17 protein-coding genes and 1 pseudogene are annotated in these 17044 nt (G+C 63.2%); 3 read left to right on the forward strand and 15 right to left on the reverse strand.

All coding sequences use genetic code 11. From position 1 onward, the window contains the following. Window positions 1–28 precede the first annotated feature (28 nt). The 13 genes from ABIN98_RS00115 to ABIN98_RS00175 form a co-directional block, all read right to left on the reverse strand. Window positions 29–976, reverse strand: a complete 948-nt coding sequence (locus ABIN98_RS00115) for a PDR/VanB family oxidoreductase (RefSeq protein ID WP_346906303.1) — start codon at window positions 974–976, stop codon at window positions 29–31. Window positions 977–984: 8 nt separating this feature from the next. Beyond that, on the reverse strand, window positions 985–2064 hold the full coding sequence (locus tag ABIN98_RS00120; protein WP_346906304.1) for an aromatic ring-hydroxylating dioxygenase subunit alpha: 1080 nt from the start codon (window positions 2062–2064) through the stop codon (window positions 985–987). Window positions 2065–2157: 93 nt separating this feature from the next. Beyond that, window positions 2158–3066, reverse strand: coding sequence for a LysR family transcriptional regulator (locus ABIN98_RS00125; RefSeq protein ID WP_346906306.1), 909 nt, complete (start codon window positions 3064–3066; stop codon window positions 2158–2160). A 95-nt stretch (window positions 3067–3161) separates the two neighbouring features. Continuing rightward, on the reverse strand, window positions 3162–4169 hold the full coding sequence (locus ABIN98_RS00130; protein WP_346906308.1) for an ABC transporter substrate-binding protein: 1008 nt from the start codon (window positions 4167–4169) through the stop codon (window positions 3162–3164). A 255-nt stretch (window positions 4170–4424) separates the two neighbouring features. Next, the gene (locus ABIN98_RS00135; protein WP_346906310.1) at window positions 4425–4712 is read right to left on the reverse strand and encodes a copper-binding protein; all 288 of its coding nucleotides are present in this window, start codon (window positions 4710–4712) and stop codon (window positions 4425–4427) included. Window positions 4713–4744: 32 nt separating this feature from the next. Next, window positions 4745–6139 (reverse strand): copper oxidase, encoded by a 1395-nt coding sequence (locus ABIN98_RS00140; RefSeq protein ID WP_346906333.1) that lies wholly within the window; start codon window positions 6137–6139, stop codon window positions 4745–4747. A 26-nt stretch (window positions 6140–6165) separates the two neighbouring features. After that, the gene (locus ABIN98_RS00145; protein WP_346906312.1) at window positions 6166–7677 is read right to left on the reverse strand and encodes a TolC family protein; all 1512 of its coding nucleotides are present in this window, start codon (window positions 7675–7677) and stop codon (window positions 6166–6168) included. Beyond that, window positions 7674–7907 (reverse strand): hypothetical protein, encoded by a 234-nt coding sequence (locus ABIN98_RS00150; RefSeq protein WP_346906314.1) that lies wholly within the window; start codon window positions 7905–7907, stop codon window positions 7674–7676. The genes ABIN98_RS00145 and ABIN98_RS00150 overlap by 4 nt, the downstream gene beginning before the upstream one ends. Window positions 7908–7990: 83 nt before the next feature. After that, a complete protein-coding gene (locus ABIN98_RS00155; protein WP_346906316.1) occupies window positions 7991–8269 on the reverse strand; it encodes a hypothetical protein in 279 nt (92 codons plus the stop codon). Window positions 8270–8482: 213 nt separating this feature from the next. Beyond that, complete coding sequence (locus ABIN98_RS00160; protein WP_346906318.1) at window positions 8483–9373, reverse strand: cytochrome c; 891 nt, start codon at window positions 9371–9373, stop codon at window positions 8483–8485. A gap of 3 nt (window positions 9374–9376) precedes the next feature. Next, the gene (locus tag ABIN98_RS00165) at window positions 9377–9958 is read right to left on the reverse strand and encodes a cytochrome c (RefSeq protein WP_346906320.1); all 582 of its coding nucleotides are present in this window, start codon (window positions 9956–9958) and stop codon (window positions 9377–9379) included. 51 nt (window positions 9959–10009) lie between these two features. Beyond that, window positions 10010–10363, reverse strand: a complete 354-nt coding sequence (locus ABIN98_RS00170; RefSeq protein ID WP_346906322.1) for a hypothetical protein — start codon at window positions 10361–10363, stop codon at window positions 10010–10012. A 164-nt stretch (window positions 10364–10527) separates the two neighbouring features. Continuing rightward, window positions 10528–13035: a heavy metal translocating P-type ATPase gene (locus ABIN98_RS00175; RefSeq protein ID WP_346906324.1), complete on the reverse strand. Its 2508-nt coding sequence runs from the start codon at window positions 13033–13035 to the stop codon at window positions 10528–10530. A 161-nt stretch (window positions 13036–13196) separates the two neighbouring features. Here ABIN98_RS00175 and ABIN98_RS00180 point away from each other — a divergent pair, with 161 nt between their 5' ends. The 3 genes from ABIN98_RS00180 (at window position 13197) to ABIN98_RS00190 (ending at window position 14922) form a co-directional block, all read left to right on the forward strand. Next, entirely contained in the window at window positions 13197–13391 is a 195-nt protein-coding gene (locus tag ABIN98_RS00180; RefSeq protein WP_346906325.1) for a heavy-metal-associated domain-containing protein, read from the forward strand. Window positions 13392–13514: 123 nt separating this feature from the next. Beyond that, window positions 13515–13742, forward strand: coding sequence for a tautomerase family protein (locus ABIN98_RS00185; protein WP_346906327.1), 228 nt, complete (start codon window positions 13515–13517; stop codon window positions 13740–13742). 238 nt (window positions 13743–13980) lie between these two features. Beyond that, window positions 13981–14922: an IS110 family transposase gene (locus tag ABIN98_RS00190; protein WP_346906329.1), complete on the forward strand. Its 942-nt coding sequence runs from the start codon at window positions 13981–13983 to the stop codon at window positions 14920–14922. A 499-nt stretch (window positions 14923–15421) separates the two neighbouring features. On the opposite strand, the gene ABIN98_RS00195 is transcribed toward ABIN98_RS00190, so the two are convergent. Both ABIN98_RS00195 and ABIN98_RS00200 read right to left on the reverse strand, forming a co-directional pair. Further along, a complete protein-coding gene (locus ABIN98_RS00195; protein WP_346906331.1) occupies window positions 15422–16468 on the reverse strand; it encodes an IS110 family transposase in 1047 nt (348 codons plus the stop codon). A 367-nt stretch (window positions 16469–16835) separates the two neighbouring features. Further along, window positions 16836–17044, reverse strand: a pseudogene (locus ABIN98_RS00200) (SAM-dependent methyltransferase); the annotation flags it as partial.

Consider the following 17044-nt stretch of genomic DNA (forward strand, 5'->3'; position numbering starts at 1 on the left):
CGTCATATGGTTGGCCGACCGGTTCGCATCACAGGTCGACCACGATCCGCCCGCACCCGCGCGACACGCAGGGCATGAAGACATTCCCTTCAGCACGCTCCTGCGGGGTCAGTACATAATCATGGTGCTCCAGTTGACCGGACAGCACTTTGGTGCGGCAACTGCCGCACACACCGGCCTCGCAACTGCTTTCGACAGGGATACCCGCCGCCCGCATGGCCGTGAGCGCGCTTTGCCCCTCGGCGACAGAAACAAGCTGCCCCTGCCCCTTTATCTCGATCTCGAATCCGCCCGCCATTTCGGCCTCGGCGCCCGGCGCGGTAAAGCGTTCACTCATGACGGGCATGCCGCGGGCGCCGAAGGCGGCTTCCGCTTCCGCAATCATGGTTTCGGGGCCGCAGACGTAGACTTGGGTCGCGGGATCCGTTCTGGCCGCCAGGGCCGGAATGTCGAGACGCGCGCTCGGAAGGCTGCCCCCATGGAAGTGGACCCGCTCGGCGAAGGGCATCTCCGATAGCCATTCGCCGACCCCGGGCAGATCTTCCGCCGTCAGGGCGCAGTGCAGTTCGAACGCCCTGCCCTCGCGCCACAGGCGATGGGCCATGGACACAAGCGGCGTCACGCCGATGCCGCCGCCGACAAGACAGACCGGAGCCTCGTCCTCGGTAAGCGGGAACAGGTTCTCCGGGGGACTAGCCGTGATCTCGGCCCCAAGCCTGGCCTGGCGATGCAGGGCGAGCGAGCCGCCGCGGCCGTCGTCGCGCCGGGCCACGGCAATGCAGTAGCGGTGGGTTTCGGACGGGTCGTTCACAAGCGAGTAATGCCGCCGCCCCACTCCGGGCACGTCAACGGCCAAATGCGCGCCGGCCGTGAATGCCGGAAGAGCCGCGCCGTCTTCTGCGCGCAGTTCGATGAGCGCAATCCGCGCGCTCAGGCGGCGCAGGGCCACGATTGTCAGGTCGAGGGTCGATGTCATGCGCACAATCAGATCGCGGTGGCGATGCCGAGTTCCTCGATCCATTGCTGGTATTGCATGAGCGGCAGGTCCCCCGGGCCGACGGGAAGCTCCATCTGGGTCCAGAACGGCGGTACCAGCCAGGGCCGCTGGCTTTCGATCACCGGCTTGTCCTGTTTGCGTACGTGGCTTGCCAGGTCCAGGAAGGCGCCGTCACTCTCCGGCGCCAGGTCGAAATTGCGCGAGAAGATCCAGAAGGTCTGGGTCAGGTTCCAGTCGACGGGCGATGTGGCCAGCCAGATGACATACCGACCCGATGGGCTGTCCTTCACCAGACGGATCACGCCGGGCATGGAGACATAATCGGTATAGGTCAGGGTCACGTCGCCGGCGTCGGCAGCTTCCGGTTTCGACTGATCGACGGTCAGGAGGCCCGGCGGCTGCACCGTCTCGTATTGCACGATCAGCTCATGACCTTCGCGCCAGGCGCGATGATCGGGCGGTTCCGGATGATCCCGCTCGCCGAGGATCCCCTCATGCACCCACGGGAAATGGGTGTCGTCCAGCGTTCCCATGATCATCCGGGTCGAGGATGTCTTGACCAGTTCCTCCTCGGTCAGGCGGATCGAGCGGAAGGCCGAGTCATGCAACTCGGGAAATTCGGGCAAGGGCAATTTCGGCTCGTCCGACAGGCAGACCCAGATCAGCCCGTGCTTTTCCTCTGCGAGATAGGCGGGAAGATCGGCTGCGGCCGGAATGGCACGTCCCTCGGCGAGCTGCGGGATCCGCTTGCACTTTCCACCTTCCCCGAAGGCCCAGCCGTGATAGGGGCATTGCAGCGCCTGCACGCCACCGACCGTCACCACCTCGCCCAGGGAAAGCTGCGCCTGGAAATGCCGGCAGGTGTCCGGCAGGGCCGCGAGCTTGCCATCCAGCCGGACGAGGACCACTCGGCGGCCCAGCAGGGTCACGCCGACCGGCCGACCATCGTCCAGGGCGCTCGCCTCGCACACCGGGTGCCAGAAACCGGACATGCTCTGGCGAAAGCCCTCGATCGCTTCCTCGCTTGGCCCGAGATCGGCGCGGGTGATGGGTTGTTGTACGGTCATGGACGGTTCCCTCTCCTGTCTTGTCGCAGGAGCAGAAAGCCAAACCTGAGTGTCAACGACAAGCGCCGTTATGACGACACACCGCTCTCAAAATCAGGACACTTGCGACGTCGCCACCTGACGCAGAACGCCCTTGAGGTGACCGCAGAAATTCGCCACGGCCACGGGCATGGAGGCATCGGCGACGCCTGCGATCAGCCGCTGCGGCAGCAACCCGCGATCGGTCAGCGGCAGGAAGGCGAGATCACCGGCCTTGAGCCGGTCGAGAATGCCGATCGGCGTCATGATCGAGATCGCCTCGCCGGACTGGACATAGCTGCTCATGAAGGTGAGCGAGTTCGACACCATGCGGCTCGGCAGCTTCAGCCCCGTGGTCGACAGCACCATGTCGAGCTGGTCTGCAATGGTGATGGAGCGGGCCGGCAGTAGGAGCTGGTAGCCGAGCAGGTTCGACAGCTGCACGGCGGGAAGCCGGGTCAGCGGATGATCCGGCGCACAGATGACCCCCAGCGGGAAATCCGCATAGGCGACCTGAACCAGCGACAGCCTGGGCGGCGGATTGAAGATCAGCGCCAGATCGGCGGACCCGTCCGTCGCCTGGCGGATCGCCTCTTCCGCCGGACAGCTCCTGATATCGAAATCGATCCGCGGATAGAGATCCGCAAATCCCTTGACCGCCATGGGCAGAAGGTCCGCGAGCGCACTCTCGATACTGGCGATGACGATCCGGCCGCGCAGCCCGGTGGCAAGCTGTTCGATCTCGCTCACCGCCTTGTCGTAGTCGCGCAGGGTGCTGCGGATGTGACGAGCCAGGATTTCGCCGGCGGCGGTTGGGCGCAATCCGCGCGGCAGCCGCTCGAACAAAGGCGTGCCCAGCTGCGCCTCCAGTTCCAGAAGGTGCCGGTTGATCGCGGAAGGCGCGACATGCACCGCTTCGGCCGCCTTGCGGATCGATCCGTGGCGGATGATCGCCTCGAAATAGGTCAGAAGCCGGGTGTGCATGTGTCCTCTCTAAAAGACGCAAACGGCACCGCCCCGAAGGACGGCACCGTCACAAACTATCCCCATGAGGGGAAAAAGTCTTGCCAGGGAACGTGTTACTGCATTTTGCGCAGATCCGCGGCCGGCAGGTAGGCATCGGTGAAATAAAGCTCCGGCGTGGGCGCGTTCTTGAACGCATAGGCCGTCTTCATCTGGTCCAGCGCCTTGGCGAAACGCTCCGGTACCATGCCGCCAAAGCCGTTTGCCTTCACCTCGTCGGTCATGACATTGCCGTCGATGGCCAGCTTCAACCGGCGGGTTTCCAGCGCGGTGTCGATCGCGGGCGCGTAAGCAGGCATCAACTCGACGGCTGCGGCCGGATCAGCGATCGCCGTCTGCCATCCTTTCACGACCGCACTCAGGAACCCGGTGATTTCTTCCGGATGGGCCTTGGCATAGTCGGTGTTCACGATGACGGCGGAGCCGTAATAATCGAGGCCGTAGTCGGCGAAGGGAAAGACCGAGATATCCTCTTCCGGCACGCCGAGGCGGGCCAGGGACAGGTAAATGGAGAAGGAGAAGCCGGTCACGGCCTGAACGGTGCCTTCGGCCAGCATCGGCTCCCGGGTCGGAAAGCCCAGGGGCTCGACGGTGATCTTGTCCATGTCCAGGCCGTTCAGCTTCGCAAACAGCGGAAACTGTGCCCAGGCGCCATCCGGCGGCGGTGCGCCCAAGACCTTGCCCTCAATGTCGGAGATCTTTTCAATGCCCTGGGACTTGCGACCGACCATGGCGGTTGCCGGCCTATTGTAGATCACCATGGCGGCGGTAACCGGCGCGCCCGGGTTCGCATCGAGAAACTTGATCAATGCCTCGACATCGGCGAGGCCGACCGGATAGGCGCCGGTGGCGACTTTCGGGATGGCATCGAGCGAGCCCTTGCCTTCGACAAGCTCGACATCGAGCCCCTTGTCGGCAAAGTAGCCCTTCTCGCGCGCCACCACATAGGGTGCGGCCGGCCCTTCGAAGCGCCAGTCCAGCGCGAAAGGCATCTTGGTTTCGGCCGCAGCCGACAACGCCGTCCCGACGAGCACCGCGCCCGCCATCAGAAATCTAGAAAACATATGGACCCCTTCCTCTTTATGTCTGAGGCCGAGATCACCACCGAACAGCGTTGCTTTCCAGATCAAGTATGAGAGCGTTGCGTCCTGTTTTTGAGTACGGTCCAAGCGCGATCGAACTGCGCCCGGTATGCGTCACGTTGGATGCGGATTTCGGCAAGGATGGATAGTGCCCCCCGGCCGGCACCAAAAACAAAGAACCCGCCCGACCGGCATCGGTCAGGCGGGTTGTTTTCTTCGCGAACTGCTGAACGGCAGCTATTCCTTCAGCTCTATGACCGTCAGGTTGCCGTTGATCCTGTCAGCCACGAACTCGACCTCCTGACCTTCCTGTACCTTTTCCAGCATGGCGTCATCGGCCATGCGGAAAACCATGGTCATCGCGGGCATGTCGAGATTCTTGAGTTCCTCGTGAATGATGGTGACCTTCTTTCCCTTCAGATCGACCTTCTTCACGGTCCCCTTGGTATAGTCCGTGGCAAAGGCGGCGGTGGCGATGACGGTGCCCAGGGCAGCAGCGACGAGGAAACCGGTAAGCTTGTTCATCTCATTCTCCTGACAGGTAAGACAGATTTCGTTCACTTGTGTCCGGCATGGCCGGCATGGGAGGAGCCGGATCCGACTATTCGGGACGGCTGTGGTGCGGTCGCGGGTGTGTCCGCCCGGCTGGCGTCCGGCAGCTCGCCGGTCCACTCCCAGGCCTGGGTTCCGGGCGGATTTTCGTACCAGCCGGGATCGCTGTAATCGCCGGCGGAGAGGCCTTCGCGGACCTTCACGACGGAAAACATGCCGCCCATTTCGAGCGGACCATGGGGCCCCCAGCCGGCCATCATCGGCACGGTGTTGTCCGGGATCGGCATGGCCATCTCCGCCATTTCCGCCATGCCGTTGGAGCCCATGGGCATATATTCCGGCTGAAGCAGACGGACCTTGCGCGCGAGCGCCGTCTTGTCCGCCCCGATGAAGGTCGGCACGTCATGGCCCATGGCGTTCATCGTGTGATGGGACTTATGGCAGTGGATCGCCCAGTCGCCCGGATGCACGGCATCGAACTCGTAGGCCCGCATCGCGCCGACCGGGATGTCGATCGTGACTTCCGGCCAGCGGGCTTCCGGGCGCACCCAGCCGCCGTCCGTGCAGGTGACCTCGAAGTCGTAACCATGCATATGGATCGGATGGTTGGTCATGGTCAGGTTGCCCACGCGCACCCGGACACGGTCGTTCTTCGCGACCACCAGCGGGTCGATGTTGGGGAAGATCCGGCTGTTCCATGTCCACAGATTGAAGTCGGTCATGGTCATGATCTTCGGCACATAGGAGCCCGGCTCGATGTCGAACGCGTTGAGCATGATCAGGAAATCACGATCGACCGGCATGAAGGACGGGTCCTTCGGATGCACGATGAAAAACCCCATCATGCCCATGGCCATCTGGACCATCTCGTCGGCATGAGGGTGGTACATGAAGGTGCCGGATTTCACGAGGTCGAACTCGTAGACGAAGGTCTTGCCCGGCGGGATGCCGGGATGAGACAGCCCGCCGACGCCATCCATGCCGGAAGGCAGAATGAGGCCGTGCCAATGCACCGTCGTGTGTTCGGGGAGCCTGTTGGTCACGAAGATACGGACCCGCTCTCCCTCGACCGCCTCGATGGTCGGGCCGATGGACTGGCCGTTGTAGCCCCACAGGTACGCTGTCATGCCTTCGGCGAGTTCCCGTTCCACCGGTTCCGCGACCAGGTGAAACTCCTTCACGCCGTTGTTCATGCGGAAGGGCAGCGTCCAACCGTTCAGGGTCACCACAGGATTGTAAGGCACGCCGGTGTCGGGGGCGCCTTTGGGAGCCTGGGTGGCCGGTCCATCCATGATGGCTGCCTCCGGCAGGCCCATGTTGGAGGTTTGCGCCCAGGCTGCAGTGGATACGAGGGCGGCACCTGTCGCGCCCGCCCCCAGAAGCTGACGTCGGTTCATCATCATCCTGTTCCTTTGACGACTATTCATCAGTGACCTCCCCCCTCGGCCGCAGCCACGTTGACAGTGGCACCGCCGCGGGCGCCCTCCATTGGCCCCGCACCGAAGGTGGCGGCGGCCAGATCCGCCTCCGCGAGCCAGAAGTTTCGGCGCGCATCGACGGCCATAAGCTGGGTGTCGATGCGGGCGCGGGTGTCGGCGAGAAGGTCGAACGTGTTGGTGATCATGCCATTGTAGGTCAGCAGGCTTTCCTCCTCGACCGCCTTTCGAAGCGGAAGCACGGCGTCGCGGTAATGTCGGGCGATCTCGTGCGAGGACCTGTAGGCGGTGTAAGCCGAACGGGCTTCGGAGCGGATGTTCACCGCCTTTTCCGCCAGACGGTTCGCCGCCTGCATGTAGGCATATTCCGCCTTGCGCATCCGAGCCTTGCCGCTGTCGAAAATCGGAATGGCGAATTCCAGCTCGATCTGAGGCGTTACGAGAATCTTTTTCTTCTTCTTTTCCTCCAGATCCGGACCATTGAGCTCGTATTCGGTCTCGATTTCCCGCTCCGCCTCCACGCCGACGATCAGTTCCAGATCAGTGACGTATCTGGTGGCTTCCGTCAGGCGATAGCTTTTGGCGACGGCCTCCAGTTCAAGCCTTGCGACCTGCAGGTCGATGCGGTTGCGCAGCGCATCGGCCTCGATCGTCGGTTTGCCGCGCGGAGCCCTGGGAAGTGCCGGTAAGTTGTCGGGCACGAAGTACTCGACGTCCTGCCCCCACAGTCCCATCAGCCGGGTGAGCCGCTCCTTAGCGAGCCTTGCAGCCAAACGGGCTTCCGCCTTCTGCCCGGCCAGTTCCGCATAGAAGGCGTGCTCACGCGCCTGCCCGGCCTTGGGCATGGCCCCCGTCTCTCCCAGCTTCTGGGCGAGTTCCGATGCCGCGTCCGCGGCAACCTGAGCCTGGTTGAGATTGGCGACCGTTTCGAATGCGGCAACCGCATCAATCCATGCGCGCCGGGTCTCGGCCGCAAGCGTAAGCGTGTCGCCGATCGCAACCGCCTGGGCCTGGCGAAACCGGGCGTCGGAAACATCGACCCGCTGCTTTTGCGTCGCAAGCGACACAAGGTTGGCCGCGACCGCGCTTTCGATTGAGCGAAAGCCGCTGATCTCGGGATGCGCCAAACCGAAGAGGCCGACGGAAACGATCGGGTTTTCCAGCATCGTGTCCTGCCAAGCGTCGGCAGCACTCATGCCCAGCGCCGCGTAGGACGCCTGCAATCCGCGATTGTTCAAGAGGGCAACCTGGACCGCCGTCTCAGCGTTGATCGTCTTCTTGTGCACCATCTTGCGGACCCGTTCCGAGACCGCCTTCGACTGGGCGGCATTCTCGATCCAGACGGTTTCCTTGTTGCCGGTCCCCGCGGACGTGCCGGCAGAGACCGCCCGGAACCCGGGTTTCGCTTCGGAATAGGTGGCAACCTGTTCGGCTGAGACGCACCCCGCCAGCAGGGCGGCGGTGGCCACCCAAACAAGCGGTTTGACTGGGGCTTTCCTCACGACCCACCTCCCCGGCCCGGTGCTTGCCGGTCATTGAGCTGGCGCCATGAGCCGGGTTCAACAGGCCCCCGGGCCGTATAGCCCTCGGTCACCGAGGGCGGATAAAGGGCGTGGATGGCGGCACCCGGGTCTTGCGGACCGGGTCCCGCGGACAGGTCCGGCAACGGTGCCGTGGCTGCGCAGCCGCCGACCAACAGCGGCGAGAGCGCAGCAAAAACGCTTAGTCTCATTGAAACTCACTGATCTCGATATTTTAGAACGTCACCGCAGCAGAGGCGGCGCACGATTGGCCCGGGCTGGCCCCGGGGGGAGATCAGGATCTGGGAGGGTGCTCTAGCCGGAAGCGGGACGCATCCGTCAGTGAACCGGTAAGCGATAAATAGGGCGCCAGCACCTTCCAGCCGGAAAAGATCGGGACCTGAAGGATCGCCAGATCGGCAAAGCAGGACGACTGACAGCAGGTTTCAGAGGAGAATTTGCCATCACTCCCGGCCTTGCCGGCCGGACAGTCGGCCGAACGCACCTGCTTGTCGCCGTGATGTTGGACATGGGGCATGTGGTCCGAAGACTGCGCAGCCTGGGATGTTTCCATGCGCGGACCATCCGCCAACCCGTGTGCGCCCGCTCCGGGAAGTACTACTCCCAGAAGAAAGATACCGGCAAAGAAAATCTGAAGAAGGTTGCGCACGAACCACCTATCCATCAATCAAAGAGTCACTACCGGGAAGCCAGCGATGCAACAATTGAATTGTCCGTGATTGACGGCAATTCGAAGCGCGCGGGACCCGCGTCCGGAAAACATGCCTCACCCGTCCCTTTCCAAGAGATAGGTTGCGATTGCCGTGCGGTCTTCATCGGACAGGAACGCCGTTCCATCGCGTACGACTTCCCCCATGGAGCCGCCGAAGACATCGCCGTTCGGCATGATCCCGGTTTGAAGGGCGTATTTAAGGGCGTTTACAGTCCAGCCTTCCTTCTTCAGGGCAGCACTGGTGATGGACGGGGACTTGCCGCCGTCCGGCAGTTTCTCCGCGCCATGCAAGGCCATTTCCGCCTGCCGGGCGCCCAGCAAGTTTCTCGGCGTATGGCAGGCGCCGCAATGAGCCGGGCCTTCGACGATGAACTTCCCCCGGTTCCAGAGGTCGCTTTCCTCAGGATCGGAAGTGAAGGTCTCCGGAATATGATAGAGCGCGCGCCAGACCTTGAGCCCTGCTCTCAGATTGAAGGGCGGCATCATTTCGTGAGGTTTCGAAGGCACGGACACGGGAGGCACGGTCTTGAATGCCGCCCAGAGGTCCGCCACGTCCTGATCGCTGAAGGCGTTGTAGAACGGATATGGAAACGACGGATAATAGGGTGTGCCTTCCGGCGACACGCCCTGGCGCAGCGCAGCCGCGAAGTCCTGGATCGTCCAGCCGCCGATGCCGTGGTCCGGGTCGGTCGTCAGATTTGGCGAATAGAACGTGCCGAAGTCGGTCGGCAGCCTGACGCCGCCCGCAAGCGGCTGTCCGCCGCCGCCCGTATTCGTGTGGCAGGCAATACATCCGGACATCCTGGCGAGATAAGCACCTCGGGCCGGATCCCCGGCGTTTTCCCCGATCGCTTCCGGCTGGCCGATCGGCCAGACGTGAAGCACGGCGAAGGCCGCTCCCGCCAACGCGGGAGCAGCGAACGCGACAATGAGCCAAAGGCGCATCGGCTATTTTTTCTCGACCCGGAATCTGGAATGACAGGCAGAACAGGTCTGCGCGACCATATTGAACACCCCGTCGGCCGGCATCTGGGCCAGTTGGGCGGGATCCGCCATAGGTCCCGCACCGCCCATCATCGGGGCAGAGCCCATCATGCCGCCGCCGGACATCATGGACCCTGCGCCCATCATGCCGGCGCCGCCGCCCCCGTGCGCCAAGCCGTTGTCGGCGGCCGCCTCGAGCCCGGTCGCAAACACGCCAAGCTGGTCGGAAAGGTCCGAGAAGGCCTGCCAGTCCGTCCAGATTTCAGGCTTGGCCTCCGACGGCCCCTCGATGCTGTGCTCCGGGAAGAGTTTGGTCAAAGCCTCACCGGAATGGGACCGGATCGCCGCGGCGCCCTTGCGCACCGCGTCCGCGTCATAGGCCTGTTCTCCGCGCATCATTGCCGACAGGGATTTCATGACATCCCCCATCACGCCCATGGCATCCATTCGTTCCTTGATGATGCCTGACGCACCGCCATGGGCATAGGCAGCCACAGCCCCCGTCAGCAGGAGCGAGCCCGCGACGGTCAATACCGTAAATTTCATTGATCAGTTCCTGTATCCAGATTGCCGGCGGACGCGCCGCCGCATGTCGTATCAGATGGACAGGAGCGGTGATCGTGGAGGCGGCGGGTCGATTGTCGCAACCCGCGAGGCGACGGGTGCGAAGGAAAAGCCGGTGACTTTCTCGGTGGAATCCGGGACGGCCAGGCGGGCGTCCGCTGTCAGGGCAAGCAGGAGTGCGCCGCAATGGACCGTTTCATGTTCGGCCACATGACCGCCTGCGTCCGGGGCTACATGGTTATGGGAATGACCGTTATCGGTACCGGCCGCATATACGTGGGCATGGGGAGCATCGGCAAATGAATGACTGAACGACCCGCCGGCAAGGATGAACGCCACCGCAAGGGTGGTTTTCAAAAAGACCGCTATGGAGGAACGTCGCTTCATCACTATCGACCTATTGGCTCCCGTTCGCCCATTGTAACACGCGAATAGAGGCAACAATCCGGTCAACCGGTTCGCCGGTCAAGCCTTCAACCGGCCTCATGTTGCCCGAAGGTTGATGACCTGTGCGACTGTCCACAGCGCAGAGCCTCATACGTGCACCTTCCCTATTCCGCTGGGACGGCAGCCGCATTTGGGGTGACGGCCGCCGATGGCTTCGCCTCGTCCATCGCCGGTGCGATCCGGCGCAGACGCAGGGCGTTGGTCAGGACGAAGACCGAGGACAGTGCCATGGCGCCGGCGGCCAGAACCGGCGACAGCAGGATGCCGAAAGCCGGGTAAAGCGCGCCTGCCGCGACCGGGATCAGGGCCGTGTTATAGGCAAAGGCCCAGAACAGGTTCTCCTTGATGTTGCGCATGGTCCTGCGGGAAATCTCACAGGCGTTCACCACGCCGCGCAGATCGCCCGACATTAGCACCACATCGGCGGATTCGATCGCCACATCCGTGCCCGTCCCGATCGCAATCCCCACATCTGCATGGGCCAGCGCCGGAGCATCGTTGATGCCGTCGCCGACGAAGGCGATCCGGCCGTCCTCACCCTTGAGCTCGGTCAGGGCCGCCACCTTGCCATCTGGCAGCACGCCCGCGATCACGATATCGATGCCGGTTTCGGCGGCAATCGCATCGGCGGTCTCCCGCTTGTCGCCGGTGATCATGGCGACCTTCAGACCCTGGGCATGAAGGGCAGCAATCGCGGCACGGCTGGAGGCCTTGACCGGGTCGGCGACGCCGATGACGGCCGCGACCTTGCCATCGATGGCCGCATAGAGCGCCGTGCGGCCGCGTTTCGCCAGCCTGACTTCCTCGCCGGCAAGGGCCTCGGTCGAAATACCTTCCCGTTCCATCAGCCGGTCCGCGCCGACCAGGACGCGCTGCCCTTCGACCACCGCGCTGACACCATGCCCGGTGATGGAGGAGAAGTCGCTTGCCTCCGGGAGTTTCAGCCCTTCGTTTTCGGCTGCCCTTACGATCGCCTCGGCGACGGGATGTTCGGAACGCGCCTCGACGGCGGCAATGCGGGAGAGAACGATGGAGCGCTCAAACCCGTCGGCGAGCACGAGGTCGGCCAGTTCGGGCCTGCCTTCGGTGACCGTGCCGGTCTTGTCCAGCGCGACGATGCCGATACCGGCAAGCTGCTGCAGGGCGTCACCTTTTCGGAACAGGACGCCCATTTCGGCCGCCCGGCCCGTACCGACCATGATGGAGGTCGGGGTCGCGAGACCCATCGCGCAGGGACAGGCGATGATCAGCACCGACACGCCGGCCACCAGGGCCAGGGTCAGGGCCGGGTCCGGGCCGACGATCAGCCAGACCAGCACGGTCAGGACGGCCGCCGTCATGACCGCGGGAACGAACCACAGCGTTATGCGGTCGACGAGCCCCTGGATCGGCAGCTTCGCCCCTTGTGCTTCTTCCACCATGCGGATGATCTGCGACAGGGTCGTATCGGCGCCAACGCGGGTTGCCTTGAACTGCAGCCCGCCCGCACCGTTGACTGTGCCGCCCGTCACCGCGCTGCCGGCGGATTTCGAAACCGGGATCGGCTCGCCGGTGATCATGCTTTCATCCACATGGGACGATCCTTCGACCACTTCGCCGTCGACCGCGATCCGCTCGCCGGGACGCACCACGACGATTTCGCCGAGGCTCAGGGCTTCGATCGGCACCTCGATCATCTGGCTGTCGCGCAACACCCGCGCCGTCTTGACCTGGAGCCCGAGCAGTTTCTGGATGGCCGCGCCCGTGCGCCCCTTGGCGCGCGCCTCGAGGAAACGCCCGAGCAGGATCAGAACGACGATCACCGCGGCCGCCTCGAAATAGACCGCACGCACCCCGGCCGGGAGCAGATCCGGCAGGAACGTCGCGACGACCGAGTAGAGATAGGCAGCGCCCGTGCCGACGGCGACCAGGCTGTTCATGTCCGGCGCGCCCTTCAGAAGCGCGGGGATCCCCTTGGTATAGAACCCGCGGCCGGGTCCGATGAGGACGACGGTCGTCAGCAGGAATTGCAGGATCCAGCTTGTCTGCTGGCCGATGGTGGCCGCGATCAGATGATGAAGCGATGGGATCAGGTGCCCGCCCATTTCAATGAGGAACACCGGCAGGGCGAAGACCGCGGCAATCGCCATCTTCCGCGCCAGGTCGCGTGCTTCTTCCGCCTTGCGTTCGCTGCGGTCCTGGGTGGCGCCTGCCTCCGCAATGCTGGCCGGATAGCCGATATCCGTGCTGGCCTTGATCAGCTGCTGAACGGTGACCGCGCCTTCTGCATAGACAACGGTTGCCGTTTCGGCCGCCAGGTTCACGCTGACGCTCAGAACCCCGGGGGCGGCCGCAAGCGCCCGGTCCACGCGCCCCACGCAGGAGGCGCAGGACATGGACTGGATGTTGAGGGTGACCGTTTGCGTGCGCGCCGGATAGCCGAGATCCTCCAGCTTGGCGACCGCCGCGGCGATCTTCTGCGGTTCGGCCGTGAACTGCGCGCTTTCCGTGGCCAGGTTCACGCCGACGTCGTCGAGCCCGTCTACGGAGGCCAGGCCGCGCTCGACGCGCCCGACACAAGAGGCGCAGGACATGCCCTGGACAGACAGGGTGACTTTCTGATGGCCGGACATGGGTCCAACTCCAATATGATTTGGCAGGTTTCCCTCAAATGGCACTTCCAGTCACTGGAAGGTCAAGGCCGAGCCGAAAATTTTCTCAAATTGATTTTTCTCCTTGACCCTCCCGTAACTGGAACCTCGACATTTGGCGCAACCAACCTATGGAGCCAACCATGAAATTCAGCGTTCCCGACATGAGCTGCGGCCACTGCGTTGCCGCCATCGAAAAGGCGGTCAAGGCCGCCGACGCCTCGGCAGACGTCACCTGCGACCTGGACACCCACGTCGTCGAGATCGGCACTTCCGCCGGGCAGGAGACGATCACCAGCGCTCTCAAGGATGCCGGCTACGAAGCCAGCCCTCTCTGATCCCTGGAAAGCCGCATCCCGCACCTCAAACGGCGCGCGGTGCGACTTCTTTTGAAATCAGCGCTTCTTGCTTCCCGGTGCGGCCCTGTTAAGACCGATGTACCGACACACAGGAGAACCGGAATGCCGCACGTCATCGTCAAGCTCTGGCCCGGAAAAACCGAGGACCAGAAGACGAAACTCGCCGAAGCGATCACCCGCGAGGTGACGCAGATCCTCGGAAACGGCGAAGCGTCGGTCTCCGTCTCCTTCGAGGAGGTCGACTCCAGCCGCTGGCGGGAGGACGTCTACCTCCCCGACATCGCCGCCCAGCCGGACCGGCTTTACAAAAAGCCGGGATACGAGATGTGAGAAGGTGCTGCGGGTTGATGCAGCGGCACTTTCTTCCACAACCGTCATCCCTGTCTATCGAGGCACCCGGCTTGTTTAGTTTGGTGAGTTGGGTGTGAATGGGAGCGAGCGGAGCGCCGAGTCATCCCCGGTTGGTAAGAACCGTCGGCCAGCGTGGCGTCCGCTCGCGTACCCTAGTCATCCCGAACAGTTGCATGAGAGCCGTGATTGGCGGCGTCTCGCAGGACAAGGACGGGCGATGAGCACTCTACCACACTCCATTTTGTCCATCGACATCTCGAAAGACTATCTGGATACCGACGGCTGGCCCACAGTCTGGCGCCGCCGGATCCCTAACGATACCAGCGGCGTGGCATCGATCGTGAAGAGAGCACGCCAGCTTAAGGCGTTCGTCATCTTCGAAGCCACCAGCGTCTATGACCGCCGTTTGATGGCGGCGCTGGAAAAGGCGGGGCTTGCCTACCACCGGGCCAATCCGCGCAAGGCGCGCGAGTTCGCCAAGGCTGCAGGTTTCCTGGCCAAGACCGACCGCGTTGATGCCGCCATGCTGGCCGAATATGCCCGCCGGATCCCTCTTGCCGCGGCCGAGCCGCTCGCACCGGAACGCCAGGCTTTGCGCAGTCTCATCGACCGGCGCAACCAGCTCGTCACCATGCGCAAACAGGAGGCCACGCGCCTCAAGCAGGTGGACGATGCGGCGATCCGGGCCGAGATGGAGACCTTCCTCATCGAAATCTCGGACCGGGTCGCGGCCTATGAGCAGCAGATCAAGGTCCATCTCAAGACCCATCCCGAGCACGAGCATGTCGCCCGTCTTTTGTCTTCCGCCCCCGGAGTGGCTCTGGTGACGGCCGCCAGCCTCATTGCCTTTCTACCTGAATTGGGCAGGCGTTCGGCCAAGGCGATCACCGCACTGGTCGGTCTGGCGCCGTTGTCACGCGATTCCGGCCGATGGCGAGGACAGAGGCGCATCTGGGGTGGGCGCCGAAAGCTCCGCACGCTCCTCTTCCTGGCTGCTCGGCACGCGGCCAAGCATCCTGCATTTGCCGCCTTTGCAAAGCGTCTCGAAGACGCCGGCAAGCAAACAAAGAAGGTCCGTATCGCCGTTGCTCGCAAACTGCTCCTGGCCCTAAACGCCATGATCAGCGAAAATCGGCCCTTTATAGAGCAATCTGCTTGACAGGTCGCGATACAGTTGCTGGCCAAGCGAAGCGCGAGCCGGGACCTACTCGTTTGTAGAGCGCTTGTTGCCCTGACCAAAAGCTGCGGCAAACGGCCTTGCGAGGTGGCCCCGGATCAAGTCCGGGGCGACGGTGATGCGTGGGGCGCGCGCCCCCGAAAAAGGCACCGCGGCTCACCTGACACTCCTTGTCATCCCAGCGCAGGCAGGGATCCATATGTGGACGGCCCCGTGGTTGCAAGGTTGAAGTTGGCAGGTGTTCCGGATCGCTTGCGGTCATATGTACGGCCTGCTTTGCGGCCGTTTTGCCGCTGGCCAAGATGGGTTCCGCAGCGGATGGGATCCAAACAGTACAGCGATATCGGCCTTGAAGCCGCCACTGGATCCCACGGTATTTCCCATCCGCCTCGGTTCGACCGAACACACCTTCTCATCTTCCCTCGCAAGTTCCTCTGTCGCGCCAGCCTGTCTTTGGCCGGGGCAAGTGTTTTGTCGATCGTCAGGCGAGTCCCGGTTGCTCCTTCGGTGACCGCGGGTGATAGGTTTCGCCGCTGACCATCAGCTTCCAGGCGATGCGCGCCAGCTTGTTGGCGAGCGCGACGGCAACCAGCTTGTGCGGCTTGTGACGACACAGTTTCTCCAACCAGGGCCAGGGCGTTTTGATCCTCCCCTGCCGGCACTGCAGCAGAACGGCGCTTGCGCCGGCAACCAGGGTGGCGCGAAGCATCTCGTCCCCGGCGCGGGTGATCACACCGAGCCGGTTCTTGCCTGCCGTGGAATGGTTTTTCAGCGTCAGGCCGAGCCAGGCAGAAAAATCGCGCCCCGATTTGAAGGCATGCGCGTTGCTCACCTTGATCGCCAGCAGGGTCGCACCAACCGGACCAATGCCCGGGATGCCGGCCAGCCGCTGGCTGAGTTCATCGGCACGGTGAAGCTCTCGCAGTTTTGCGTTGAGATCGGCTATCTCCTTGTCCACTCGCGCGTAGTCACGGACCAGCGTTTCGAACATATCCCGTGCCATCTCCGGCAGCGTCTCGTCCGCGCGGATCCGCTCGACAAGCCGGTCAAGCTGGAACAGGCCCTTCGGGGCAACCAGACCGAACTCTGCCGCAAAGCCGCGGATCGAATTGGAAAGCTGCGTACGCCGGCCAAGGAATTGTCCCCGCAGCTTCGCCAGCATCTGCGCAGCTTGCTGTTCTGGACTTTTCACCGGCACGAAGGTCCGGGCCAGCTTCGGACGGCTCATCGCCTCGCAGATCGCTTCCGCGTCCGCCGCGTCCGATTTGCTCCGCTGCACATAGGGCTTGACGTATTGCGGCGGGATCAGCGCGACCTCATGCCCCAACTTCCGTAACTCCCGAGCCCAATAATGCGAGGCTCCACAGGCCTCAAGGCCCACCTGCGCCGGAGGCAGGCCGGCAAAAAAGTCGAGAACCTGACGACGGCGAAGCTTCTTGCTCAACACCGGATGGTCCCCAGCTTCCACACCATGCAATTGAAAAACAGACTTGGACGTATCCATTCCAACGCGGCTAATATTCTTCATGGACGGCTCCATCGTTTGAGATCTTTAACAACCTCATTCTGGCACATCGATGCCGTAGGGGCCGTCCACCCCAACAGTAACCCCATGAATTCGCAATCTTTTCCTACCGCAAGCCACACGGCGTACTGGATCCCGGAATTCCGCTCCGGGAGACCAATCCCATCATAACATCGCTCAAAACAAACAATCCCAGACCGCGTGGCGCGCAAGCGTCATCGCGAGATCTGGGATCCAGCTGACAGCCCGAGCGCAAGCGAGGTCCGCTTTCAAGGAGAGCAAGACGCGCTCGCGCGCGGCTGATTTCTGGATACCAGATCAGCACGCAGCTTCGCTGCGCTTGTCTGGTATGACGGGAAAAGCCCCCCTCTCACACCACCCCGGGCTTCCTCGCGATCAGGTCGATCAGGGCGGATTTTCCCGAATGGCCCGCGCCTTCGTTGAGTTCGGCTTCGTACGCTTCCAGGCGCAGGATGTCCCAGGCGCCGAAGCGCTCGGACAGCAGGTCCTTCGTGTAGAGGTTTTCAACGGCCGACGGGCCGCCGGTCTTGTAGTCCAGCTGCTTGGGCGTGTAGCCGT

The organism is uncultured Roseibium sp., assembly GCF_963675095.2.
Classification (GTDB): domain Bacteria; phylum Pseudomonadota; class Alphaproteobacteria; order Rhizobiales; family Stappiaceae; genus Roseibium.

Bases quoted from the DNA above. Each gene is read 5' to 3' on its own strand.
- ABIN98_RS00185 (WP_346906327.1), top strand. From the start codon at position 13,515: ATGCCGCACGTCATCGTCAAGCTCTGGCCCGGAAAAACCGAGGACCAG.
- ABIN98_RS00165 (WP_346906320.1), bottom strand. From the start codon at position 9,958: ATGAAATTTACGGTATTGACCGTCGCGGGCTCGCTCCTGCTGACGGGG.
- ABIN98_RS00180 (WP_346906325.1), top strand. From the start codon at position 13,197: ATGAAATTCAGCGTTCCCGACATGAGCTGCGGCCACTGCGTTGCCGCC.
- ABIN98_RS00175 (WP_346906324.1), bottom strand. From the start codon at position 13,035: ATGTCCGGCCATCAGAAAGTCACCCTGTCTGTCCAGGGCATGTCCTGC.
- ABIN98_RS00150 (WP_346906314.1), bottom strand. From the start codon at position 7,907: ATGAGACTAAGCGTTTTTGCTGCGCTCTCGCCGCTGTTGGTCGGCGGC.
- ABIN98_RS00130 (WP_346906308.1), bottom strand. From the start codon at position 4,169: ATGTTTTCTAGATTTCTGATGGCGGGCGCGGTGCTCGTCGGGACGGCG.
- ABIN98_RS00140 (WP_346906333.1), bottom strand. From the start codon at position 6,139: ATGATGAACCGACGTCAGCTTCTGGGGGCGGGCGCGACAGGTGCCGCC.
- ABIN98_RS00160 (WP_346906318.1), bottom strand. From the start codon at position 9,373: ATGCGCCTTTGGCTCATTGTCGCGTTCGCTGCTCCCGCGTTGGCGGGA.
- ABIN98_RS00155 (WP_346906316.1), bottom strand. From the start codon at position 8,269: ATGGAAACATCCCAGGCTGCGCAGTCTTCGGACCACATGCCCCATGTC.
- ABIN98_RS00170 (WP_346906322.1), bottom strand. From the start codon at position 10,363: ATGAAGCGACGTTCCTCCATAGCGGTCTTTTTGAAAACCACCCTTGCG.
- ABIN98_RS00115 (WP_346906303.1), bottom strand. From the start codon at position 976: ATGACATCGACCCTCGACCTGACAATCGTGGCCCTGCGCCGCCTGAGC.
- ABIN98_RS00190 (WP_346906329.1), top strand. From the start codon at position 13,981: ATGAGCACTCTACCACACTCCATTTTGTCCATCGACATCTCGAAAGAC.
- ABIN98_RS00135 (WP_346906310.1), bottom strand. From the start codon at position 4,712: ATGAACAAGCTTACCGGTTTCCTCGTCGCTGCTGCCCTGGGCACCGTC.
- ABIN98_RS00120 (WP_346906304.1), bottom strand. From the start codon at position 2,064: ATGACCGTACAACAACCCATCACCCGCGCCGATCTCGGGCCAAGCGAG.
- ABIN98_RS00195 (WP_346906331.1), bottom strand. From the start codon at position 16,468: ATGAAGAATATTAGCCGCGTTGGAATGGATACGTCCAAGTCTGTTTTT.
- ABIN98_RS00125 (WP_346906306.1), bottom strand. From the start codon at position 3,066: ATGCACACCCGGCTTCTGACCTATTTCGAGGCGATCATCCGCCACGGA.